A 21,922-nucleotide genomic window follows, 5' to 3' on the forward strand; every position below is an offset into this window, starting at 1 on the left:
TGATCGGCTGCCTTCACCACTGCCTCAGCAACCGCATCACCTTCAACGAAACCGTCGCCTTCCCCAACGCTGCCAACCAGCAACTACCTTCCGCTGCTTGACAGCAGTTCCGCATCGGATGTCTTCTTCCCGGCGTCGTAGCCCCGGCTGTCTCGGCCGACGGTGTCAGCGCCCTTCACTGACTGGGAGTCGATGATCCCCGCCGACGGCTGCGGCTCGCGGCCCTGCTGCACCCGCGCCTTGATACGCAGCGCCGCCAGGAGCTTCTCGGTCACGCCGGCGTCTTCCCACCGGGCGAAGTACCAGTACACCGTCTACCACGGCGGAAGATCCGCCGGTAGATACCGCCACGGACACCCCGCCCGCACCACGTACAGGATCGCGTTGACGATTTCCCGACGAGGATGCTTTTCCCGCCGCCCGTCCGTGTTCGGCTCCGGCAGCAGCGCCTCGATCAGCGCCCACTGGGCATCGGTCAGGTCCGAGGGGTAACCACGACGAACAGACACCCGAGCCACCCTGCCCGCTGAAGATCCTCGGTGTCACGCCAACACGCCGTCCACAACAGACCATCTCAAACACGCTCTTACAGCGGTTGGCAGCCGTTGTCAGCGTCAGTTGTGCCCGCCGTGCCCGACGATCTCGCGACCGAAGATCGACAGGCTAGCCTCGCTGGCAATCGCCGAGCTGGAGGTGGCCAGTGACCGAGTGGAGCCCGCGCCAGCGCTGGGCTGTGGTCGTCGTGGTGACGGTGGTCGCGGTAGCCGCGAGTGTGGTCACGATCGCCTGGGTCCAGCGCACCGTGTCGCCCTGGCCGGCAATGGCCGGCACTCCGTATGAGATACCGCTCGGACCGGATGGCTGCCCGGTCATCGAGAAGCGGCGCCAGTTCGTCGACGCCCATGGCCCGTTCGTGCCGCCCGGCGCTACGGAGGTGCTGCTGTGCACCACACCCACGGCGCTGCATAACCAGCGCCCCGGGGTCGCGGACCCGCCACATCAGCGGGTGCTGCGTGCCGGTGCCGCCGACTTCGCCGCGCTGCTCAACCAACTACCCAACCGCAACGAGGCCTGGCGGCAGTGGCAGCGGCGACACAGCGGCTGGTGGCCCGATGCCGCCCCAGAGCCGATGGGCGAGGCCTGCCTCCTAGTCGGATACAGCCACGAGCACTCGTTCGTGCTGCGCTACCCGGACCGGCCACCGGTGCCGCTGATCTACACGTGCGGCGGCCAGGCGGGCGGCCTCACGTCGGGCATTCGGACCCGAATGGATTACACCAAACCGCACCTGGTGGACGAGTTCCTGAGCCGCTTCCAGCAGCGGTAGCCCATCGGTGCGAGCGTGCCGCGACTGCTCGGCTCGACGGCGAGCCGATGGTCGCGCCGCAGCGGTGGCCGGCCTGATCACCCGCGACTGGGCCGCGGACTTGGCCCGCCAGCGGGCGCCTGCGTCGAGGGGTACCCGATGGTCACGCGGCCGGGGCGGGACGCCAGGTAGCCGAGGTTGTTGTCGTGGCCGTCGAGCACCCCGCGCAGGGTGGCGGGGCAAGTGCTGATGTTATACATCTACAAGTCGCCCGGGCTGCTTCCGTTCTCACCGGCCACCACGGTGGACCCGCCGGCGGCGATTTTCCGTGGGCCGTACAGGCCGCTGGCGATGCGGACCGGATCCGGCGTCGTCGCCGACAGGTCGAGACCCACGACACCGCCGCTCCAGCTGTTAGTGAGGCCGTGCCCGACCCAGAGGCGGTCGCCCGCCAGCCACACGTACGCCGGGTACGGGTAGGCGGCCAGGTCGAGCCGCCGGGTGGCGGTGAGGGCCGTGGTGTCGATCTCGGCGATCTCGTTCGAGCCGTTGAGCGCCGCGTAGAGGCGGCTGCCGTCCGGCGTGACGACCAGGCCGTGCGGTTCGGCGAGCCCGGTGACGGCGCCGACCGTGGTGCCGCTGTCGTCGGTGACGACGATCTGATCGCTGGCGGAGATGAACAGCCGGCCGTTGCCGGCGGCGATGTCCTTGACGAAACTTCACCCCCTGCAGAACGGTGCTGGTGTCCGCGGCCTGCGCGGGTGCGACGGCTGCGACGAGTCCGGTCGCCGCGACCAGCGTCGATGCCAGGGCCGAGCGGGCCACTGTGCGGACCCGCATACGCGGGCTCCCTTCGGTTGATACCCCGTGATGCCCGGTGAGCCGGCGTGTCGTGATCGGCGGCCGGTGTCGGGTCGGCGACAAGATCGTCGCTCCATTAATATGGGGCGATGTCGTCGCCAGCGGCGTTACACGGGGCGTAGCACGACCGCGATGGAGATTCAGGTATGGCGGCCGGCGGAACGCCGGTGCGGCGCATCGTCTGCTGCCATCGGTTGTCATCCCCGTGCCTCTCAGCTCGGCCATCACCCCGCCTGTTGTCGTGGGATGTTGCCAGAAGCAGCAAGGAAGCAGCGACGTGCCGCCTGCGGTCGCCGCATGACGTCGCCGGCCTGCTCCCGCTGGCGTAGGTCGTGCTAGCCCTGGTCTTGGTCACCACCGGCCGGCAACCAGCCATCACGCCATCGAGCCCATGAATTCGTCAGGCTGGATGTCGGCGAGCCGTCCGGTTCTGCCAACAGAGCGGACGCCCTTTCACGTCGCCCGACGTGGTCGTCTTACCAACTCGCCAGACCTTCTTCCGCGCCCCGACACCCGAGGCTCGGATGCGCCGCGTCAGCCCATGTGCTGGTCGTCAGACGTCACGAACGTCCGCAGATGGTCGACCGCCGCAGAGAGCGCGTCCTGCAGGGGGCCGATGTCCCGGGCGACCTGAGCGAGGAGCGTGCCGCCTTGATACGCCGCGAGGAACATGTCGGCGAGCCGCGCGGGGTCGGCGGACGCGTCGATGCGGCCGAGTTGCCGCATGCGATCGAGCCCGACGTGGAAGATCTCGCGCCACTGCGCGAACACCTCCGCGAGCCGGTCGTGCACGTCGAGATCCGTCTTGACGATCTCGCTCGCGAGCGAGCCGAGGCTGCAGCCGTCCTCGAACGGACGCCCCGAGAGGACGTAAAAGTCCGTCCAGTCCTGGAACGCCTCGACGGTGTCGAAGCCGGCAAACCGTTCGCTGCGATGGAAGCCGAGGACGCTGTCGGCCTGCCAGTCGATGACCGCCAGGACGAGGCTCTCCTTGGTGGGGAAGTAGTGACTCAGCTGCGATCCACTCACGCCTGCAGCGCGGCGGACGAGCTCGTTGTTGGTTGCGTGGACCCCTTTGCCGTAGATCAACGCGGCCGCATGCTCCAGTATTCGCTCGCGTGTGGCCTGGCCCTTGGGAGTGAGCTTCTGGGCTGCATCCGCCCCGTTGTCCACCTGCATGTCATCAACGTAACACGAACTGGGCTTGCCAACCCATTTTCGATGGTGTTCACTCAAGCGAGTGGACGAAATAGTCCAGTAACGTCACACGGAGGTTCATCACGATGGCTCGCCTGACCGCTCCCGCGCCCGCCGACATCGACGCGAAGACGCAAGGCGCCCTCGACGCCATCGCGAAGCAGTTCGGCTTCGCGCCCAGCATGTTCACCACGCTCGCCGCGAACCCGACCGTGCTCGAGATCGTGATGGGCCTGCAGGGCAGCATCTCGAAGCTCCTGGACGCGAAGACGCGCCACACCATCGCCCTCGCGGTCTCTCAGTCGAACGGCTGCCACTACTGCCAGGCACTCCACGGTTTCATCTCGTCGAACCTCGGCGGTATGTCGGCGGAGGAGATTGAGCTCGCCCGCATGGGCACGTCCAGCGACCCGAAGCGCGCCGCCGTCGCGAAGTTCGCGCAGCACGTGATCGAGACGCGTGGCCAGGTCAGCGACGAGGACCTCGCAGCGATCCGCGAGGTCGGGTATATCGACCCGGAGATCCAGGCGATCGTCACGATCGTGGTCGTCACCCTGCTCACGAACTACCTCAACAACGTCAGCGACACCGTCGTCGACGTCCCCGGCGCCGACCACCAGTCGGCCTGACTTTCCTCTCCACCCGCCGTTCAAACGAAAGAAAGCGCGACGTTGAATCTCGACAAGCTGATCACGAAGCACCTCACCCGCTACTTCGACCCGAGCAAGAGGATCCCGGAGGAGACGTTCCAGCAGCTGCTGCGTTACCTGCGCACCTCGCCGACGACGATCAACATCCAGCCGAACCGTTTCCACGTGCTGGAGACGCAGGATGGCAAGGACAAGCTCGCGGACGCACTGGTCGGCCGCTTCGCGGACAACGCGGAGAAGGTGCGCAACGCGTCACACGCCATCGTCTTCACGACGCGCAAGGACATCCCCGACACACACCTGCAGGAGATCTTCGAGAAGGAGCGCGCCGACGGGCGTTTCGCCAACCCGGAGATCCAGAAGGGGTGGGAGGCGGGCGCCTCTAACTTCGTGGAGATCCAGACGGAGATCTATGGCGGGGACGTGCTCCACTGGCTTGAGAAGAACACCTACCTCGTCGTCGGCGCCACGATGATGGCCGCCGCATCCCTCGGGGTGGACGCGACGCCGCTCGAGGGCTTCGACCGCACGACCGTGGACGCGGCCTTCGACCTGACCGACACCGACTACACGACCACGCTGCTTCTGGTGCTCGGCTACCCCGACGAGGCTCGGGTCTCCCGCCAGCCGGTCTCGCGGTTCGACGCGGAGAAGATCTTCACGCACATGTGACGGACGGGGCGGACATCGGACCGCGGTGCCGGCCCCGTTCACTTCGACTCGATTGCCCGGCGTCCGCACCTACTCGACGAACGCCGGGCAATCGGCCCCCTAAGGACTTCAAGGAGGTCAAGATGCAGATTGATAAGGCAGTGCAGGATCGAGCCGCGGCCCGCGCCGCCGAGCTTCCCGGCTCCGAGCACACACACCAGTTCACCGGCGACTGGGAGGTATGGAAAGTCGGCGGCAAGGTGTTCATGCTGCAGACGTCCATGCCCGGCGATCCCGTCGTGGTCCTGAAAGCGGATCCATCCGACGCGGAGGCGCTCCGCGCAGCTCACGCGAGCATCTCGCCCGGCTACCACATGAACAAGAAGCACTGGATCACGGTGCGGGCGGGTGCGGACGTCGAGCCCGCGCTTGTCGACAATCTCGTGACCGAGTCGTACCTCCTCGTCGTCGCCAGCCTGCCGAAGCAGAGCCGTCCCGTCGATCCCGCTTTGTTCCGCGTCCCGCCCTCCGCCGACTGATCACGCTGACGCCGACCGCGCACAGAGCGCTGTTGCCCTTAGTGGTCGCGCAAATAGGGCAGCGGTTACCGGGCGGATACGAAGCGGGCACATGCATCGGTGATCATGAAGGTTCCTACACCCAGTGGTCATCGGAATGCCTGTGCCCGCTGTCCCATCATGGCTGAGCGACCCCTTGTGGGACCAGTTCGCCGCGCTGCTGCCCGTACGACCGGCTATCGATCCGACCCACCCGCTGGTCTGTCACCGACCACGCGTGGCTGACCGGATCGTGTTCGACAAACTCCTGCAAGTCCTGCGATTCGGCTGGTCCTACGAAGGCATTGCCGACACCACCTGCTCGGCCACCACCATCCGCAACCGCCCCGACGAATGGATTCAACTGGGCGTGTTCGCCCAGTGGCGGCCCCGCAGGCGGCCGGTTCCCATGCCGGCCGGGCACAACGCAAGAATCGAGCCCAGAAACAAGGAGATTCGAGAAATGAGCCTGCTGCGACCTGGAGACCAGTTCCCCGCGCTGACGCTGTCGCTGCCCGGCGGGGAGACCCTGCAAGTGCCCGACGCGCTCGCCGGCGGCTTCGGCGTACTGCTCTTCTACCGTGGCTCGTGGTGCCCGTACTGTAAGACCCAGCTGCGCGCCTTCCAGCGCTCGCTGGAGAAGCTCGCCGAGCTGGACATCAAGGTTGTCGCGGTCTCGGTCGACGACGAGGCCGCCACCAAGGAGACGATCGCCCAGCACGGTCTGGAGTTCCCCTTGGGCCACAGCGCGGACGCCACCGCGTTCGCCGAGGCGACCGGAGCGTTTGTCAACGAGGACCCGAAGTACCTGCAGTCGACCGGCTTTGTGCTCGACCCGCACGGCAAGGTCGTCGTCAGCGTGTACTCCAGCGGGGCGATCGGACGGCTCGTCCCCGAGGACGTCGCCGGGCTGGTCCGCTACCTGCGCGAGCACCAGGCCGCGTAGGCGGACGCCCGCTCGGTCCGCCCGCCCGGAACGTCGGGCGGGCGGACCGAGCGGGCGGGTCGAAGATCAGGGCGTGAGTGCGGTCAGGCAGAGGTCGACCACGGTGTCGACGTAGGTGGCGTCCCCCCGGCTCTCCTGCCTGTCGGGTTCCAATACCCTGTCACCTGGTCTGAGCTGGGCCTTCTACGCGGCTCGTTCGTACCCGTTGATCAGCCCGCCGAGGATGGGCCGGCGTTTGATCCGCTCGTGGGCCAGGTCGACGACGGGTCGGTCGGAGCGTGGAGGCAGCAACTGCAGCGCCCGATGCGGACGCTGCCCGTTGTAGTGGCAGGCGTACTGATCGAGTGTTCGGCGGAGGTGCCTGTCACCGACGATGAGCATCCGGTCGGTCACCTTGGTGCGGACGGTGCGAACAAACCGTTCCGCGTAGGCGTTGACCCGCGGGCTACGCGATGGGATCTTGCACGGGCTGATGCCGGCGTCGGTCAGTACGGCGTCGAAAGCGGTGGTGAACTGCCCGGCCCGGTCCCGGGATCAGGACCTTGAACTGAGCAACCCTGTCACCGAGGTCGATGAGCAGCTACAGACGGAGCTGGTGGGGGACATCGTCGTGGATTGCGACACGTTCATCGGCGGCCCCGGTGACCAGACGATCGTGATGATAACGGCCATACCGGACTCCGAGGACGAGCAGAAACTCGATCTGCTTCGCATCATCGGGCTCCAGCAGCCTCAGCGGCGGCAGGGTTAGGACCCACGTCGTGGGCCGGTTGATGGGGCGCTGCGCGACCTCTTGTCTCGCCGGCCCGTTCCGCCGTCCGTGGTCCGGCGTTGGGCTCGCAGGTCCTCCGGGATGGTGCACCGCTCGGCGATGATCCGGTTGAGCAGAGTGGTGGCGATGTGGCAGAGCGCCGAGTCGTAATGCTTGCCGGCGTCGACCATCAGCCGGTGGTACCGGGCGGCCATCCCGGAATGAACGCCGAGCCGAGCGGCGCAGGCTGGAGCAACTAGGGGCAGAAGCGGCCGATCACCTCGGCAGCCGCGCGCGCCATGGTGTCGCCGCCAGCACCGTCGAGGAGCCCGGCCACCACCGCGTCGGCGGTCGTCGCGTTGAGTACGTCCTCGACGTTGCGACGAAACTTGGCGGCCACCTCGTCGGCGGTCAGCGGGTCGTCCGGATTGCCGCGGGCGTTGCGCACCGTGGCCGACGCCGTGGAGCCGTCCCGCCAGTGGACCGTGACCATCGTCGGCCGCTCGTGCGGGAGGGCGGCGGTGAACGCCGGCTCCTCGCGCAGCCGGACCAGAGCGGCCAGCGCGTCAACCTCGGGGCGGGCCAGCCGGTCGGGCAGGAAACCCGCTGCGGCCAGTTCGCCGTCGAGGGCCAGGGTGGCCAAGCTGACCGGCACCGAGAACCGCGCCTGCAGGTCCGAGGAGACATCGACGGTGGACAGCGACGCGGCGAAGGCGAAGGTGTCGACCTCGATCGCGGCCAGGCCCCCACGCTCGCGCACCGGGTCGGCTACGCCGGCGACGGCGGCGCGGAACGCGTCCAGCGCGGGGTGCACCCAGCGTGCGCAGGCGTACGGCTTGAGATAGCTGTCGGCCAGCCGCCAGCGGGTGCCCAAACCCGTGGTCAGTTCCGCGGCGGACAGATCCGTGCAGACCAGGCCGTCGAGCAGTTCGCGGAGCAGGGCCCCCGACCCGGGGGCGCCGTCGGCCGCGCGGCGGGCGGCGGAGGCGCCGTAGTAGGCGCCCAGGCCAGTCCACAGGTTCCGGACGGTACCGCCGCGCATCGGGACGGCGAGGGTCGCGGCCATCGGCACCGAGCCGGCCAGCTCGATGGCAGTGGCGGTGGTGGCAGGGGGAAGGTCATCCAGCAGAGCGGTGGCAACCGCTGCGGCGATCGGACCGTGGATGCCGTGGGGGTGCAGCCCGGGCCGCAGGGTGGTGCCGACGCCGAAACGCATGCCGATCTCGTTGGCGATCAGGAATACCTCGACGAGCCGTCGGTCGTCGACACCGTCAGCAGCGGCGTGCAGCAGCACGGGCAGCGAGTGCGGCGCCGGGTGCGCCGTCGGCACCGGTGGCAGCCGGTGCCCTTGCGGATGGAAGGACCCGCCGGAATCGGCGTCCAGCCAGGTCGCGGCCGTGCCGAGGGTGAGTAGCCGGCCGAACGGAAGGTCGGTGGTGGCCGGCGGGCGTAGTGATTCGGCCAGCGCCCGCACGGCCGGATACCGCAGGCCACCCAGCAGCGAGCCCAGGGTGTCGAGCAGCAGCGCGCGGGTGAAGGTGAGGACCTCCTCGGGCGGGTCCCCGAGGCTGGTGTCGTGTGCGAAGGCGGCGATCCGCGCGGTGTCGATTCCTGGCATCATCAGCCCTTCCTCAGGCCATCGCGCACCGCTCGGCCCAGCTCGTCGAGCCGGTCCAGGACCCCGCCGACAGCGCCGGCCAACACCACGCCGTCGACGCCGGCAGCGCCGAACGCGGCGAACCGTTCCGCGACCGCGCGCCGGTCGCCGGTTACCACGAAGCGTTCACGGACGAACCGGTCGGCCTCGGCGGGCACGTCGCCGGCGACGCGGGCATCGGCCGTGCCGTGCCGCCGGTAGTCGTGCGCCTCCGCCACGGCGGTAACCCCGGAGCGCAGCGCGGCCGGCACGTCGAACCAGTCCGGCGCCCGCACCAGCCGGGCCGCGCACGACCCGAGCACGGGCGCGGCGGCGGCGTCGGCGTCGGCGTCGTTTTCGTCGTCGGTCACGACCGCGCGGACGAACATCCAGACCGGCACGTCCGCCCGCGCCGAGCGGGCCAACGCCACCGCCTTGCCGACGATCGTGGGGTCCGCGCCCGCGTCGATCAGCACGCCGCCGAGCCGGGCGGCGGTGGCCGCGATGGTGCGCGGCCCGGACGCGGCGCCGAGCAGCAGCGCCGACGCCGGCACCAGCTCGCGCAGCACGTCGAGCGCCGCTTCGTACGCACGCAGAGACGGTGGCGCCAGCCCTTCGTTGCGTACCGAGCTCTCCCCCCGCCCGACCACGGTGAGCACCCGGCCGGGATGGTGCGCCTCCAGGGTGCGTACGGCGCCGGCCACCGTGGCCGGGTGCCGCAGCCCGAGGCTGAGCACGCACGGCCCGGCGAGCCGGGCCGGGGTGGCGCTGAGCACCCGCTCGGTCTCCACCAGGCAGTCGGGAAACAGCCGCGGGCTGTCGGCCAGGGCGACACCGTCGAGCCCTGCCGCGAGCGCGGCGCCGGCCAGCTCGACCGGGTCCGCCTCGCCGGCTGGCCGCGCCACGTTGAGCACGATCATCGCAGCGCCTCCACGAGATCGACGACATCCAGGTCAGCCGCAGCGCGGTCGGGAAGCCCGTTGGACACCACGGACAGGGTGTGGGCCAGACCGCCGGGCATGCCGGTGATGCCGGCATCCCAGGCCCGCATCGCGAGCCAGGCGGCGGCCGGGTCGTGCCCGGGCGCGACACCGGGCGGGCCGATCACCATCAGGCTCGCCGCGAGGTCCAGCAGCGCCGGCAGTTCGTTCTCCGGCACCTCGGCCAGTTGCGCCGCGCACACGGTGGCGGCCAGCACACCGGTACTCACCGGCACCGTGGGCGTCGACACCTCGGCGGCGGCCAGCCCGGCGTCGACGGCCGCCGACAGCTGGGCCGCCGACCGGCGCCGGCCCGCGCCGACCGCGAGACCGACGAGCGTCGGCCCGACCGCCGGACCGAGCGAGGCACACCGTTCGCCATTCCACTGCAGAGCGACGTAGGTCTCCGCCCGGGTGCCGGCGCCGATCAGCGGGAACTCGCCGTCCGGTGTGCCGACCCGGGCCGCCCACGCGGCCAGGGATCCCTCCGGTGGTGAGAGCGCGGCGAACCCGGCGAGCAGTGCGGCAACACTCATTCCCGGTTAACCTCGGTGCTCTCGGTGACCAGGTAGAACTTGAACTTCGTGCGGCCGGCCGGGCCGCGTTCGGCCGGCAGCGGGTGCTCCTCGAACCAGCGCAGGTAGTTCGCGTACGCCTCCTCGTCGGCGTAGTGCATCTCGGCGATCCGGTAGAACGTGTAGCCCTCCGGCACGGAGGCGGTGCCGCCGGAGGCCTGCCGCACCGGGCGCAGCACCTTGTTGAAAACGATCCGGTCGAGGTAGGGGTTGGCCAGGAGGTCCGGCGCGTGCACATCGAAGAGCCAGCGCTCGTACTCCTCGGGGCTGACGCCCTCCTCGATCTCGTAACCAAGAATGATTTTGATCATGTAGTTGCTCTCCTAACCGTCCACAGATGGGATTCGGCGCCTGCGCCGAACCCTTCAAGTCGCACTCGCACCGGCTCGATCCGCACCCCGGCCAACTCGGCGGACACCTCGTCAGCGGAGCGCACGGGAGCCTTGGTGAAGCCGGATCCCCGCTGCCGAGCCACCTCCCGCCGGTACACCGCGATCGTCCACTCCGGCGGCATAACCGACGCCGTCCCGCGGACGGCCACCATCCGGGGTGGAAGCAGGCCGATGTCGAAGACATGCGGCCGCTCGTTGGTGGCGCCCGGCGCGGGAGTGCCGACCCAGGTGACCAGCGTGTGCCGGTCGCGCCGCCATTGCTCGAGCCGCCGGTGGCCGGCCCGCTGCACCAGGCTGACCGACCAGTCCGGTTCGAGGAACGCGGTCATCGTGCGGCTCACCGGAAAGCCGTCGGAGTCGATGGTGGTCACCTGGGCGAAGCCGGCCTCGCCGAGTACGAAGGCGTGCGCGGCGGCGCGGGCCGTGGCGAGGTCCATCAGCGGGTCCACGGCGCGAGGTGCCAGGTCGTCACGGTCGCCGGCGTCCGTCCGACCCGTGCGGCGAGTTCCGCATGGCGGTAGGTCCGGTCCGGCACGACCGCGCTGAGCACGTCGACGGTGACGCCGGGCCGGGTGAACGGGTACGGGTCGAGCCAGAGCACGCCCGGCCTGCGGACACCCACGGTGATCCGCTCGACCGAGCCGAACGGGTGCGTGCGCACGGGCGGCAGCAGCACGTCCTCGGCCGAATGCTCCAGGGCGGCCAGCTGCGGACCCCAGGGCCGCGCCGGTCCGGGCTCGGCCGCCGGCTGTGGCGGCATCACGCACAGGTAGAGCGAGAGCAGGTCCCAGAGCTGAAGCAGCTCATAGTTGTGCCAGAGCCTGGTCTCGAACGCGGCCCGGGGCTCGGCCGCCACCCAAGCCAGTCGCTTCGCCGTCACCCACCGCCGCTCCTCGGCGTCGACCGCCGCGTCCCGCGCCGCCCGGCCCTCGATGCCGAGGTTCAACCGGCCCCGGGCGTCCGGGGCCGACCACCGGCCCCGGTAGAGGCCGGTCCAGTGCATGCCGACCAGGACGCCGGCGTACACGTCGCCGAGCGCCACCCGCTCGATGCCCTGGCGGTAGAGCCGCACGTGTTCGGTGGCGTCAATCTCCAAGAAGTGCAGCGGCCGGCGTTCCAGCTCGTGGAAGAGCACCCGGGCGTCCCACGCCCGCCAGCCCTCGTCATGCCGCGAGGCCGCGGTGCGCACCGGCGAACCCGGCGTCGGCGTCTCGAACCGGTCATTGCCCCACACGGCCGCCAGCTCGCCCGCGACCCGGCCGTGCTCGACCTGCTCGACCAGGTGCAGCGCGCCGTCGCGTCGGGTGACGATCACGCGGCCGCCGCCCGTAGCGCGGCGCCGAGCGAGCGGGCGGTGCCGCCGGCGGCCAGCCCGTCGATCAGGGCGAGCACCGCGTCGGCCTGCCCGGGAAAGCGGTGGTCGAGCAGCCGCCGGGCCTTGGTGCGCAACGCGTCCCGGTCGAAGGCCCGGGGACCGTCGCCGCGCGGCAGATCCGCCGCTCCGGTCAGCACGCTGCCGTCGGCGCGGATGACCCGTACCCGGGCGGGGCGGCCGGCCGGATAGCCGGCGTCCAGCTCAGGGTCGTGCCGCACCTCGACCCGCGCGGCCAGGTCGCGGACCGTCGCCGAGCAGACCGCCTCCGCGCTCAGCGTGGTCTCGTCGAGCGTGCCGGTGAGCAGCGCGACCGCGACCGAGGTGGGCACGCTGAACCGGGCGGCCAGCTCGCTGTCGGCGACCGCGTCGAACCGGGCCGCGTGCGCGAACGTGCGCACCTCGACGCGTTCCACATCCGACAACGGGCCGGTCACGGAGACGATGTCCGCCACCGCGTCGTTCACGCCGTGCAGGTGGGCGCAGGTGGGGTGCGCCTTGGTGTAACCATGGAGCACCTCGTGGCCATGGTCCTGCCCGACACCCGACCAGTCACGGGCGGCGACCGCCGCGAAATGCCGATCCAGCGCGCCGGGCAGCGGTTCCAGACCGGCCACGGCGGCTGCGCCAAGGCTCGCGCCCAGCTGCACCGACGCGCCCAGGAGCGCGTGCCCGCCGGCACGCCCGGCGAAGATGGTCGCCGCGTCGCTGAGCAGCACGGCCGAGCCGGCCAGCTCGACGGCGCGGCGCATGGCGGCCGCATCGCCGGGCGCCAGCAGCCGGGCCACCCCGGCGGCCGCGCCGACCTGGCCCCAGGTGCCGATGTCGTGCACGCCGTCCGGCGTGCCCCCCATCGCCCGGCCGACCCGGACACCGACCTCGTAACCGGCCAGCACCGCCGACAGCAGTTCCACACCCGGTAGGTCCCGGTCCTCGGCGAGCGCCAGCACGGCCGGGACCACGTGCGATGCCGGATGGCCACGGGCCGGTCGATGGCCGTCCTGGAGCTGATCCGCCGCGATCGCGCTGCCATTGAGGAACTGAGCCTCCGCGGCGGGCCAACCGCGCGGCGAGCCCACCACGGTCGACTCACCCGAGCCGCCGGACCCGGCGGCCAGCGCGCGTAGCTCGACCCGCCCGCTGCCCAGCGCGGCGACCGCGATCGTGTCCGCGACCAGGTCGACCACCCGGTCCTGGACGCTGGCGGGTGCTGACGCCCACTCGGTGCCGGCGGCGGTCGCGGCGAGCCGCTCGATCATCCCCGCACCCGGGCCATCAGACCGGCCACGTCGGGCGCGGCGGCCAGGTCCAGCACGGCCGCGGCGATGTCCTCGCGGTCGGGCACCCGCGCGGCGTTGAGCGTGAACTTGGCGGCCAGCTCGGCCGAGCTGAGCAGGTTGTCCGGCCCACCGCGGTTGACGTCGACCCGCACCTCGTGCCGGGTGTCGTCGTGCAGCACCACCCGCAGTACCGCCGGGAACTGGTTCGGGAAGATCTCGTCGCAGCGGGCGTCCGCCACGCAGCGCACCTTCGCCGCCAGCGCCAACCGCGTCTCGTCCGCCGCCGCAGCGTCCGTGAAGTCCTCGTGGCCCAGGCCCAGGCCGCCGCCGCCGAGCAGCGCAGCCGCCACCGTGTAGGGGCCGCTGAACGCCGCGTGGTAGCCGGACTCCGGCCGCGCCTTGTCCTCCGGCGGTTGGGCGATCGTGCGCAGCACCGGCGACGGTACGCCCAACTCGATCGACTCGATCGCGGCCGGGTCGATGCCGCGCGCGCGCAGGGCCAGCGCCGCGTCGATGCCGGCGTGCGTGAAGTGGTTGCACGGGTACGGCTTGAAGAAGATTCCCGGCAGCTCCCAGTGCGTGCCGAGCCGGTCCACCACCGCGTCGACGTCGGCCCGCTCGCCGCAGAACGCGTGCAGGAAGCCGAACCGCCCCTCGACCACGGTCGGCGGCCCGGTGAGCCCGTGCCGGGCCAACTCGGCGGCGACCACGCCGGAGTGCGCTGCCCAGCCACAGTGCACCCGCTTCACGGTGCCGCCGGTCCGGTTGGCCTCCAGCAGGCCGGCACCCATGCTCGCGGCGATCCCGGCCGCGTGCGCGATGCCTTCGGCGTCGGCGCCACCAACCATCGCGGCCGCCACGGCTGCCCCGACCGCGCCGCAGATCGACGTGGCGTGTTGCCCGCGCTCGAAGAACTCGGAATTTCCGAGCGCGCGGTCGTAGCCGCCCATGCCGAGCCGGACGGCGACCTCGATGCCCATCCCGGCCGCGTCCAGCAGCGCGGCACCGGACGCGCCGCGCGCCTCGGCCACCGCCAACGCCGCCGGCACCACCGGCGAGGAGGGGTGCAGAACCGACGGCAGGTGGGTGTCGTCGAAGTCGAGCGAGTGCGCCAGCGTGCCGTTGACCAGCGCCGCGTTCGCGGCCGGGACGCGCAGCCCGGTGCCGATCGCAACGGCCTCCGGCGTGCCGCCAGCCGCCCGGACGTACGCGGTGACCGCCCGTGCGGGCGGTAGCCCGGTGGCGGCGAGGCTGTTGCCGATCAGGTCGAGCACCCTGCGGGCCACGTCCTGCCGCAGGTCGCCGGGAAGCCCACCGCGCCGTACGTCGTCGGCCACCGCCGCGAGCCGCTGGACGATGGTCGGCGTGCTCATGCCGCCACCGCCGCGAACGGCCGGATCGGCGAGCCGGTGCCGCCGACGATGCGCAACGGCGCCATCGCGAAGACGAACGCCGTCAGCCCTTCGGCGGCCGCGTGCTCCAGGTTGAGGTGCTCGATGATGTAGACGCCGGCATCGACCAGCAACACCCGGTGCACGGGCAGCACGCTGTGGCCGTTGCCCGGACGGATCTGCTCGTACGCCGTGGTGTCCGAGCCGGTGGCAACCACCCGACGCGCGGCCAGCCACTCGGCGGCGTCGATGGTGGCCCCCGGCACGCCGGCGGTCTGCCCGAGATAGGTCGTCGCGTCCTCGAAGTGCCGCGCCCAGCCGGTGCGCACCAGCGCGACGTCGCCGGGCCCCGGCTCGACACCGGCCCGCTCGGCGGCGGCGGCCAGGTCGGCCGCGGTCACGCCGTAGCCGGCGGGTAGCACGCCCACCCCGTGTACGGCGGCCACGTCGAGCAGCACACCCCGGGTGAGCAGCGCGGGCGTGTGCTCGGCGCCCAGCGCGCTGAACCGGCCGCCGGTCTGCGCCGCCGCGGCGTCCACGCCGCCGTGCAGCCTGCCGTCGTGGCTGACGTGGGAGAGCGCGTCGACGTGGGTACCCACGTGCCCCCCGGTCACGATCATCTCGTTGGCCGCCGAGCCGCCGTCCGGGCGGACCAAGTCGCCGTGGCGGCGGATCAGGCTCATTCGGAAACCGGGATGGTTCGGCGAGCACGGCATGCCCGTGAAATGCGGGTGCCCGAGCTCGACGAGCCGTACCCCCGTGGTCACCGCGGTGAGTAGGGCGTCGTTCGTGCGCGCCGGGCGGGCCTGCGGCTCGGTGGTCAACTCGTTCCTCCTGATGGTGGTTCGGACGGTTCGGTCAGGTCGTGAACGAGTCGGGCCCGGCGCACCACCGCGGGATCGACGAACCGGCCGTCGGCGTCGAGGACGGCCACCTCGCCGGCCTCCTGCGCGCGGGCCGCGGCGGAAAGGACGGCCCGCGCGGCCGCCACCTCGGCGGAGGTCGGCGTGAAGACCTCGTGCACGACCGGGATCTGTCGGGGGTGCACCACCGACCGGCCGACGAAGCCGTTGGCCTTGGCCCGCTCGGTGCTGGCGCGCAGGCCGTCGAGGTCGGCGACGTCGGTGTAGACGCTCTGCACGGGCGAGGGGAGCCCAGCGGCGCGGGCCGCGACCACCACCCAGCCGCGCGCCCAGGCCAGCCCGTCGTCGCCGGTCACCCGTAGGTCGGCCGACAGGTCGGCCTCGCCCAGCCCCAGCCCGGCGACCAGGGGATGCGCGGTGGCCAACTCGGCCGCCCGGGCCAGCCCGGCGGCGCTTTCCAGGAGCAGTTGCAGCGGCAGCCCGGCCCGGGTGGCGACTTCGCGGATCACGGCCGGGTCTTCGCACCGGGGCACCCGCAAGCCGGTCAGCTCCAACCCGGCCAGCGCGTCGATGTCGTCCTCGCCCCATGGGCCGGTCGGGTCGTTCACGCGTACCCACAGCGATCGCTCGTGGAGGCCCTGGGAGGCCAGCCGCAGGGCGGTTTCCCGGGCGGTCGCCTTCTGGGCCGGCGGCACCGCGTCCTCGAGGTCGACGACCACCGCGTCGGCGCCGGCGGCGAGGGCCTTCGCGACCCGGTCGGCGCGGTGGCCGGGCACGTAGAGCCAGGATCGCGGGGTCACTTGGGGAGCCCGCCGGACCAGCCCAGCGCCCGCGAGATGCGGTCAGCGGCCTCCCACACGAGCGGACCGAAGCGTTCCCGGGCGGCCGCGTCGACCCGGTGCGCGGGGCCGCAGACCGAGATGGCGCCGACGACTGTGCCGTCGATGCCGAAGACGGGCGAGGCGACCGAGCCCGCGCCCTCCTGGCGTTCGCCGTCGGAGTTGGCTACCCCGGTCTCGCGGATCGCGGTGAGCCGCGAGCGGAGCAGGTCGTGGTCGGTCACTGTGCGGCTGGTCAGCGACGGCAGTTCGGCGGCGAGCACGGACTCCCGCTCGGTGTCGGGCAGGAAGGCCAGGATGCAGGTGCTGGAGCTGCCGGCGTGCAGGGGGAAACGGCGACCCACCTCGACCGTCATCTTGATTTCCCGGGTGGACTCGACCTGGTCGAGGTAGACCCGGCCGCTGTGCACCCGCGCCGACACGGTCGTCGTCTCGCCGGTGGCCAGTTGCAGCTCGCGTAGGACCGGCATCGCGACCGTGCGCAGCTGCGATTCGCGCAGCGCGCGGGCGCCGAGTGCGGCGGCCGCCGGGCCGAGCTGGTAGCCGCGGCTCGCCGGGTCGCTGACCAGCAGCCGGCGCTCGACCAGCGTCTGCAGGATCCGGTGCACCACGGCCTTGGACAGGTCGAGGCTGCGCGCTATCGCGGTGACCCCGAGGAAGTCCGGCCCGTCGGTGAACAGGAGAAGGACGTCGGCCACGCGGCTCGCCGCCTCGGTGCCCTGACTTTCTGCCACGTCTTCATCTCCCAGTGCGGTGTTTCCGCCAGCGGAACACGATTCCAGCACCGACCGGCCCGAGGGTCAAGCCCCCAATGTGGCGTTATCCAGGGTTGAAGAAGATTCTGCGACGAACCCTTGACCCAGCCGAACGGGCAGTGCCAGCATCATGCCCCATGCGATGTTCCGTGCGGCGGAACACGGTCACCCCAGGAGCTGACATGAGGAAGACCTGGACCCTGAGCCTCGCCTTGACCCTGCCGCTGGCCCTCGCCGCGTGTGGCGGGTCCGGGCCCGCCGGCACGACCAACGGCGGCGGTGCCCAGTCCGGTGGCACCATAAAGATCGGTTCTCTGCACCCGCTGAGCGGCGCGGCCGCGGCTGACGGGCAGCAGATGGACAACGGAGCCAAGCTGGCCGTCGAGGCCATCAACAACGCCGGTGGCATCAAGTCGCAGGGCGGCAAGAAGCTGGAACTGGTGAGCGCCGACACCCAGGGCAAGCCGGAGGTCGGCCAGAGCGAGGCGCAGCGCCTCATTCAGGATGGCGTGGTCGGCCTGGTCGGCACCTACCAGAGCGCGGTCACTGCGAACGTGTCCACGGTGGCCGAACGCAACAAGGTGCCGCTGGTGATCGACGTGTCCAGCGCGGACTCGATTCTCTCCCAGGGCTACAAGTACACGTTCCGGGTGCAGCCCAGCTCCACCGTGCTCGGCACCGCCGGCGCGCAGTTCCTCGACCAGGTGGCCAAGGCAGCCAACCAGCCGGTCAAGACCGTGGCGGTGCTGCACGAGCAGGGTCCGTTCGGCAGCGCCGTACGTGACGCCTTCAAGGCCGAGGCGGAGAAGGCCGGCATCAAGGTCGGCCCGGCGATCGCCTACGACGCCGCCAACGTCTCCGACCTGACCACCCAGGTCACCCAGGTCAAGGCCAGTGGCGCCGACGTGCTGATGGTGTCCGGCTACTACCGCGACGGCGTGCTGGCGGCCAAGGCCGTCGCCACCGTCAAGCCGCCGGCCCTGAAAGCGGTCTACGGCGTCGCCAACGGTGCGTTCGACCTCCCGCAGTTCCCGAAGGAGGCAGGCGCCGCAGCCGAGGGCTTCTTCGACGCCAACTACCACGCCGACATGACCAACGCCGACACGCAGGCGCTGGCCAAGCTCTACCAGGAGCGTTACAACGACCAGATCCGCACCGGCGCGGTGCTCGCACACGACTCGGTCAAGGTGATCGCCGACGCGCTGGAGCGGGCCGGCAGCGCCGAACCGGCCAAGGTGCGCGACGCGATCGCCAGCGGCTCGGTGCCCACCCTGATCGCCGGCAACGGCCCGATCAAGTTCGGCCCGACCGGAGAGAACGAGAACGCCACGCCGATCCTCATGCAGGTCCAGGGTGGCGTGGTCAAGCAGGTGTTCCCGGCCGACAAGGCGGAGGAGAAGCCCCTCTACCCCGCCTTCAAGAGCCAGTGACCACGCCAGCCGACCAGGGTCACGCCGCCGCCGGCAGCGGCGGCGTGGCAACCCTGGATCCCGACGAGGTACGCCCGACCCGCGGCCGTACCGTGCCGTGGCTGCGGATCGCGGTGATCGCCGCGTTGGTCGTGCTCGCGGTCGTGCTCGCGTACGTCCGCTCCGGCAGCGGGGTCGTCGTCGTGCAGGCGATGGCCACCGGTGTCCTGATCGGCGGCGTCTACGGCCTGATCGCGATGGGCCTCACGCTGATCTTCGGTGTCCTCGACATCGTCAACTTCGCCCACGGCAGCTTCCTGGCGCTGGCCTTGTTCCTGACGTTCGGGCTGACCCAGGCCGGATTGCATCCCTATCTCGCGCTCGCCGTCAGCGTGCCGGCGATGTTCGTGCTCGGCTTGCTGGTGCAGCGCGGCATCCTGGCCGGCGCGATGGGCAAGCCGCTGGAGAACCAGCTGCTGATCACGCTGGGCATCTCGCTGATCATCGAGAACGCGCTGCTGCTGTTCTTCGGCGGGAACCCGCGCTCGGTGGCCCTGCCCGGCGACCGCGGCGTGCCGATCTTCGAAGCGGTGGCCAACCTGTCCCGGATCCTCGCCTTCGTCGGCGCGCTGATCCTGGCCGGACTGCTCTACCTGCTGCTGCAGCGCACCCGGCTGGGCACCGCGATCCGCGCGGTGGCCGCCAACGACACCGGCGCGCAGCTGGTCGGTATCGACACCCGGGTCATCTACGCGGTGACCTTCGCCCTCGGCACCGCCTGCGCCGGCGCCGCTGGCACGCTCGTCGCCCCACTGGTCACCATCGAGCCCACCACCGGTTCGCTGTTCAACATCGTGGCCTTCGTGGTGGTGGTGCTGGGCGGCATGGGCAACGTCGTCGGCGCGCTGGTCGGCGGTCTGGTCATCGGGTTGGCCGAGCAGCTCGGCGGCATCTACCTGCCGGGACAGTCGCCCCTGCTGTCGGTGTTCATCGTCTTCGTACTCGTGCTCTTCCTGCGCCCGCAGGGACTCTTCGGGAGGTCGGCATGACGACCACCACCGACACGCCGGCACCGGAGACAGCGGCCGGCAGGCCGCTGCCCCGCCTGCCGTGGAACAAGCACCTGGTGGCCATCGCGGTACTCGCCGTGCTGCTGGTGCCGCTGCCGCTGATCCTTCCGTCGGCGCAGGCATCGGTCGCGGTGCGGGTGCTCATCTTCGCCCTGATGAGCATCGGCTGGAACATGATGAGTGGCTTCGGCGGCATGTTCAGCTTCGGGCACGCGGCCTACTTCGGAATCGGCGCGTACACCAGCGCCTGGCTTTTGGTCGAGCACCGGGCGTCGCCGTGGATCGGGATGCTCGCCGGCATGGTGATGGCCGCGGCGTTCGCCGCGCTGATCGGCTTTCTCGCGCTGCGGTACAAGCTGCGCGGCGCCTACTTCGCGCTGGCCACCTTCGCGTTCGCCGAGATGCTCCGGCTCTGGGCGACAAACAGCGACTTCGTCAACCGCGCGGTCGGCTACCACGTGCCGCTGCGTCCCGACAGCTCGTGGTGGTGGATCCAGTTCGAGCCAGCGTCGCCGAACTACTTCTGGATCGCGCTTGGGCTCACCGTCGCCGCACTGGTGATCAGCGTGCAGTTCGTCCGCTCGCGCGCCGGACAGTTCACCAAGGCCGCCCGCGACGACGAGGACGCGGCGGCAGCGGTCGGCATCCCGGTGATGCGCTACAAGCTGCTGACGATGGCGCTATCCGCCGCGATCACCTCTGTCGCCGGCGCCTTCTACGTGCAGTACTTCCTGTTCATTGATCCGGACCTGGCGTTCGGGTCGAGCGTGTCGATCCAGGCGATCCTGCCGGCCGTGATCGGCGGGGTGGCGACCATCTGGGGCCCGGTAATCGGCGCCGTGGTGATGGGCCCGCTCAACGACGTGACGGCGACGGTGCTGCGCAACCCGCCACCCGCGCTGGAGTTCCTGCAGGGGCGCAGCGGCCTGGACGTGATCGTCTACGGCACCCTGTTGATCATCATCGTGCTGCTCCTGCCGAAAGGCATCTACGGAACGATCCGCCAAAGGTGGTCCCGGCGATGACACTGCTTCGGGTCGAGGGAATCTCCAAGTCGTTCAAGGGCCTGCGGGCGGTCGACGAGGTGAGCTTCGAGGTCGCCGAGGGCAGCATCCTCGGCGTCATCGGGGCCAACGGCGCCGGCAAGACCACGGTGTTCAACCTCATCGCGGGTGCGTTGCGGCCGGACACCGGCCGGGTGCACCTGGGCGGCAAGGAAATCACCGGGCACGCGCCGCACAACGTGACCGCAGCGGGCATGACCCGGACGTTCCAGCTGATGCGGCCGTTCTATTCGATGACCGTGCTGGAGAACGTCACGATCGCGGTGCTGGCCGGCGGCGCCGCCAAGCGCACGGCCCGGACCGCCGCCGCCGAGCTGATCGATCGGATCGGCCTCGGCCGGTGGCGCGACTCGGCGACCGAGGGCCTGCCCACCGCGGCCCTCAAGCGGCTGGAGCTGGCCCGGGCGTTGGCCAGCAAACCCCGCGTGCTGTTGCTCGACGAGGTGCTGGCCGGCCTGGTGCCCGCGGAGCGGGCGCCGGTGATGGAGCTGCTGGAGCGGCTGCGCACCGAAGACGGCGTGACGCTCGTCTTCGTCGAACACATCATGGCTGCGGTCATGCGGCTGTCGGACTCGGTGCTCGTGCTCGATCTGGGCCGGGTGCTCACCTCGGGCTCACCGCAGGAGGTGACCCGTGATCCGCGGGTCATCGAGGCCTACCTCGGGGAGGACCCGCATGCTCACGCTTGAGGGGGTCAGCGCCGGCTACCACGGCCTGCAGATCCTGCACGAGCTCGACCTGCGGGTCGAGGAGGGCGAGATCGTGGCGATTGTCGGCGCCAACGGTGCCGGCAAGACCACCACGCTGAAGACCATTTCCGGGCTGGTCAAACCGACCGGGGGCACGATCACTTTCAACGGCGGACGGGCCGACGGCGTACGCCCGAGCGAGCTGGTCGCCCGTGGGCTGCTGCACGTGCCGGAGGGGCGGGCGCTGTTCGGGCCGCTCAGCGTCGAGGAGAACCTGCGGATGGGCGGCTGGACCCGTGGCCGCAAGCCGCTCGATGAGCCGTTGGGCGAGGTCTTCGACCTGTTCCCGATCCTCGCCGAGCGGCGCGCCCAAGCCGCCGAGACGCTCAGTGGCGGGCAGCAGCAGATGCTCGCGATCGGCAGGGCGTTGATGGCCGGTCCAGGGCTGTTGCTGCTCGACGAGCCGTCTACCGGCCTGTCGCCGAAGCTGACCTGGACCGTGCTCGACGCGATCAAGGCGATCCGCGACCGGGGCGTCTCGGTGCTGCTGGTCGAGCAGAACGCCGCGCACGCGCTCAACCTGGCCGACCGGGCGTACGTGCTGGAGAGCGGCAGCCTGGTCCTCGAAGGCCCGGGACCGGAGCTCGCCCGCGACGATCGGGTCCGAGCCGCCTACCTGGGGCTCTAA

26 protein-coding genes and 2 pseudogenes are annotated in these 21,922 nt (G+C 70.9%); 12 read left to right on the forward strand and 16 right to left on the reverse strand.

The window, feature by feature from the left end; translation table 11 throughout:
• Positions 1-116: 116 nt before the first annotated feature.
• Positions 117-518: pseudogene (locus KBX63_RS35655) on the reverse strand (IS5 family transposase); the annotation flags it as partial.
• Positions 519-700: 182 nt separating this feature from the next.
• Between KBX63_RS35655 and KBX63_RS29390 the strand changes: the two are divergent.
• On the forward strand, positions 701-1,327 hold the full coding sequence (locus tag KBX63_RS29390) for a hypothetical protein (protein ID WP_210916857.1): 627 nt from the start codon (positions 701-703) through the stop codon (positions 1,325-1,327).
• A 239-nt stretch (positions 1,328-1,566) separates the two neighbouring features.
• Here the strand turns inward: KBX63_RS29390 and KBX63_RS29395 are convergent, their stop codons facing one another.
• Both KBX63_RS29395 and KBX63_RS29400 read right to left on the reverse strand, forming a co-directional pair.
• Positions 1,567-1,767, reverse strand: a complete 201-nt coding sequence (locus tag KBX63_RS29395) for a hypothetical protein (protein ID WP_210916858.1) — start codon at positions 1,765-1,767, stop codon at positions 1,567-1,569.
• Positions 1,768-2,701: 934 nt separating this feature from the next.
• Entirely contained in the window at positions 2,702-3,346 is a 645-nt protein-coding gene (locus KBX63_RS29400) for a TetR/AcrR family transcriptional regulator (protein ID WP_210916860.1), read from the reverse strand.
• A 104-nt stretch (positions 3,347-3,450) separates the two neighbouring features.
• On the opposite strand from KBX63_RS29400, the gene KBX63_RS29405 reads away from it, so the two are divergent.
• The 5 genes and pseudogenes from KBX63_RS29405 (at position 3,451) to KBX63_RS29425 (ending at position 6,168) form a co-directional block, all read left to right on the forward strand.
• Positions 3,451-3,993, forward strand: coding sequence for a carboxymuconolactone decarboxylase family protein (locus KBX63_RS29405; RefSeq protein ID WP_210916861.1), 543 nt, complete (start codon positions 3,451-3,453; stop codon positions 3,991-3,993).
• A gap of 42 nt (positions 3,994-4,035) precedes the next feature.
• Positions 4,036-4,686, forward strand: a complete 651-nt coding sequence (locus KBX63_RS29410) for a nitroreductase family protein (RefSeq protein WP_210916862.1) — start codon at positions 4,036-4,038, stop codon at positions 4,684-4,686.
• A gap of 122 nt (positions 4,687-4,808) precedes the next feature.
• On the forward strand, positions 4,809-5,204 hold the full coding sequence (locus KBX63_RS29415; RefSeq protein WP_210916863.1) for an MmcQ/YjbR family DNA-binding protein: 396 nt from the start codon (positions 4,809-4,811) through the stop codon (positions 5,202-5,204).
• Positions 5,205-5,346: 142 nt separating this feature from the next.
• Positions 5,347-5,604 (forward strand): annotated as a pseudogene (locus KBX63_RS29420) (transposase); the annotation flags it as partial.
• An 81-nt stretch (positions 5,605-5,685) separates the two neighbouring features.
• Positions 5,686-6,168, forward strand: a complete 483-nt coding sequence (locus KBX63_RS29425; RefSeq protein ID WP_210916971.1) for a peroxiredoxin family protein — start codon at positions 5,686-5,688, stop codon at positions 6,166-6,168.
• 183 nt (positions 6,169-6,351) lie between these two features.
• On the opposite strand, the gene KBX63_RS29430 is transcribed toward KBX63_RS29425, so the two are convergent.
• Positions 6,352-6,657, reverse strand: a complete 306-nt coding sequence (locus tag KBX63_RS29430; protein ID WP_247663621.1) for a transposase — start codon at positions 6,655-6,657, stop codon at positions 6,352-6,354.
• Between KBX63_RS29430 and KBX63_RS29435 the strand changes: the two genes are divergently transcribed.
• On the forward strand, positions 6,629-6,919 hold the full coding sequence (locus tag KBX63_RS29435; protein WP_210916865.1) for a hypothetical protein: 291 nt from the start codon (positions 6,629-6,631) through the stop codon (positions 6,917-6,919). The genes KBX63_RS29430 and KBX63_RS29435 overlap by 29 nt on opposite strands.
• Here KBX63_RS29435 and KBX63_RS29440 read toward each other — a convergent pair.
• From KBX63_RS29440 to KBX63_RS29495, 12 genes are read right to left on the reverse strand one after another with little or no spacing between them, the layout of a single operon-like run.
• Positions 6,916-7,134, reverse strand: coding sequence for a hypothetical protein (locus KBX63_RS29440; protein ID WP_210916867.1), 219 nt, complete (start codon positions 7,132-7,134; stop codon positions 6,916-6,918). The genes KBX63_RS29435 and KBX63_RS29440 overlap by 4 nt on opposite strands.
• A gap of 41 nt (positions 7,135-7,175) precedes the next feature.
• Positions 7,176-8,540 carry an MmgE/PrpD family protein gene (locus tag KBX63_RS29445; protein ID WP_210916869.1) on the reverse strand — a complete coding sequence of 455 codons (1,365 nt, stop codon included), beginning with the start codon at positions 8,538-8,540 and terminating at the stop codon, positions 7,176-7,178.
• Positions 8,540-9,475 carry an LLM class flavin-dependent oxidoreductase gene (locus KBX63_RS29450; protein ID WP_210916871.1) on the reverse strand — a complete coding sequence of 312 codons (936 nt, stop codon included), beginning with the start codon at positions 9,473-9,475 and terminating at the stop codon, positions 8,540-8,542. Before KBX63_RS29450 ends, KBX63_RS29445 begins: the two co-directional genes overlap by 1 nt.
• Positions 9,472-10,071, reverse strand: coding sequence for a hypothetical protein (locus tag KBX63_RS29455; RefSeq protein ID WP_210916872.1), 600 nt, complete (start codon positions 10,069-10,071; stop codon positions 9,472-9,474). Before KBX63_RS29455 ends, KBX63_RS29450 begins: the two co-directional genes overlap by 4 nt.
• A complete protein-coding gene (locus tag KBX63_RS29460; protein ID WP_210916873.1) occupies positions 10,068-10,421 on the reverse strand; it encodes an EthD domain-containing protein in 354 nt (117 codons plus the stop codon). The genes KBX63_RS29455 and KBX63_RS29460 overlap by 4 nt, the downstream gene beginning before the upstream one ends.
• Positions 10,418-10,939 (reverse strand): hypothetical protein, encoded by a 522-nt coding sequence (locus KBX63_RS29465; protein WP_210916875.1) that lies wholly within the window; start codon positions 10,937-10,939, stop codon positions 10,418-10,420. Before KBX63_RS29465 ends, KBX63_RS29460 begins: the two co-directional genes overlap by 4 nt.
• Positions 10,939-11,817 carry a DUF3891 family protein gene (locus KBX63_RS29470; protein WP_210916877.1) on the reverse strand — a complete coding sequence of 293 codons (879 nt, stop codon included), beginning with the start codon at positions 11,815-11,817 and terminating at the stop codon, positions 10,939-10,941. Before KBX63_RS29470 ends, KBX63_RS29465 begins: the two co-directional genes overlap by 1 nt.
• Entirely contained in the window at positions 11,814-13,133 is a 1,320-nt protein-coding gene (locus tag KBX63_RS29475) for an MmgE/PrpD family protein (RefSeq protein ID WP_210916879.1), read from the reverse strand. The genes KBX63_RS29470 and KBX63_RS29475 overlap by 4 nt, the downstream gene beginning before the upstream one ends.
• Positions 13,130-14,527: an MmgE/PrpD family protein gene (locus KBX63_RS29480; protein WP_210916880.1), complete on the reverse strand. Its 1,398-nt coding sequence runs from the start codon at positions 14,525-14,527 to the stop codon at positions 13,130-13,132. Before KBX63_RS29480 ends, KBX63_RS29475 begins: the two co-directional genes overlap by 4 nt.
• Complete coding sequence (locus KBX63_RS29485) at positions 14,524-15,369, reverse strand: cyclase family protein (RefSeq protein WP_247663616.1); 846 nt, start codon at positions 15,367-15,369, stop codon at positions 14,524-14,526. The genes KBX63_RS29480 and KBX63_RS29485 overlap by 4 nt, the downstream gene beginning before the upstream one ends.
• Positions 15,366-16,208, reverse strand: coding sequence for a CoA ester lyase (locus tag KBX63_RS29490; protein WP_210916881.1), 843 nt, complete (start codon positions 16,206-16,208; stop codon positions 15,366-15,368). The genes KBX63_RS29485 and KBX63_RS29490 overlap by 4 nt, the downstream gene beginning before the upstream one ends.
• Positions 16,205-16,981 carry an IclR family transcriptional regulator gene (locus KBX63_RS29495; protein WP_210916882.1) on the reverse strand — a complete coding sequence of 259 codons (777 nt, stop codon included), beginning with the start codon at positions 16,979-16,981 and terminating at the stop codon, positions 16,205-16,207. Before KBX63_RS29495 ends, KBX63_RS29490 begins: the two co-directional genes overlap by 4 nt.
• A 203-nt stretch (positions 16,982-17,184) precedes the next feature.
• On the opposite strand from KBX63_RS29495, the gene KBX63_RS29500 reads away from it, so the two are divergent.
• The 5 genes from KBX63_RS29500 to KBX63_RS29520 are packed head-to-tail and all read left to right on the forward strand — an operon-like array spanning position 17,185 to position 21,922.
• Complete coding sequence (locus KBX63_RS29500; protein WP_210916883.1) at positions 17,185-18,432, forward strand: ABC transporter substrate-binding protein; 1,248 nt, start codon at positions 17,185-17,187, stop codon at positions 18,430-18,432.
• The gene (locus tag KBX63_RS29505) at positions 18,429-19,460 is read left to right on the forward strand and encodes a branched-chain amino acid ABC transporter permease (RefSeq protein ID WP_210916886.1); all 1,032 of its coding nucleotides are present in this window, start codon (positions 18,429-18,431) and stop codon (positions 19,458-19,460) included. The genes KBX63_RS29500 and KBX63_RS29505 overlap by 4 nt, the downstream gene beginning before the upstream one ends.
• On the forward strand, positions 19,457-20,506 hold the full coding sequence (locus KBX63_RS29510; protein ID WP_210916889.1) for a branched-chain amino acid ABC transporter permease: 1,050 nt from the start codon (positions 19,457-19,459) through the stop codon (positions 20,504-20,506). The genes KBX63_RS29505 and KBX63_RS29510 overlap by 4 nt, the downstream gene beginning before the upstream one ends.
• Positions 20,503-21,234, forward strand: coding sequence for an ABC transporter ATP-binding protein (locus KBX63_RS29515; RefSeq protein WP_210916890.1), 732 nt, complete (start codon positions 20,503-20,505; stop codon positions 21,232-21,234). Before KBX63_RS29510 ends, KBX63_RS29515 begins: the two co-directional genes overlap by 4 nt.
• The gene (locus tag KBX63_RS29520) at positions 21,221-21,922 is read left to right on the forward strand and encodes an ABC transporter ATP-binding protein (protein ID WP_210916891.1); all 702 of its coding nucleotides are present in this window, start codon (positions 21,221-21,223) and stop codon (positions 21,920-21,922) included. Before KBX63_RS29515 ends, KBX63_RS29520 begins: the two co-directional genes overlap by 14 nt.

It is taken from the genome of Micromonospora sp. U21, from assembly GCF_018070045.1.
Lineage (GTDB): Bacteria > Actinomycetota > Actinomycetes > Mycobacteriales > Micromonosporaceae > Micromonospora.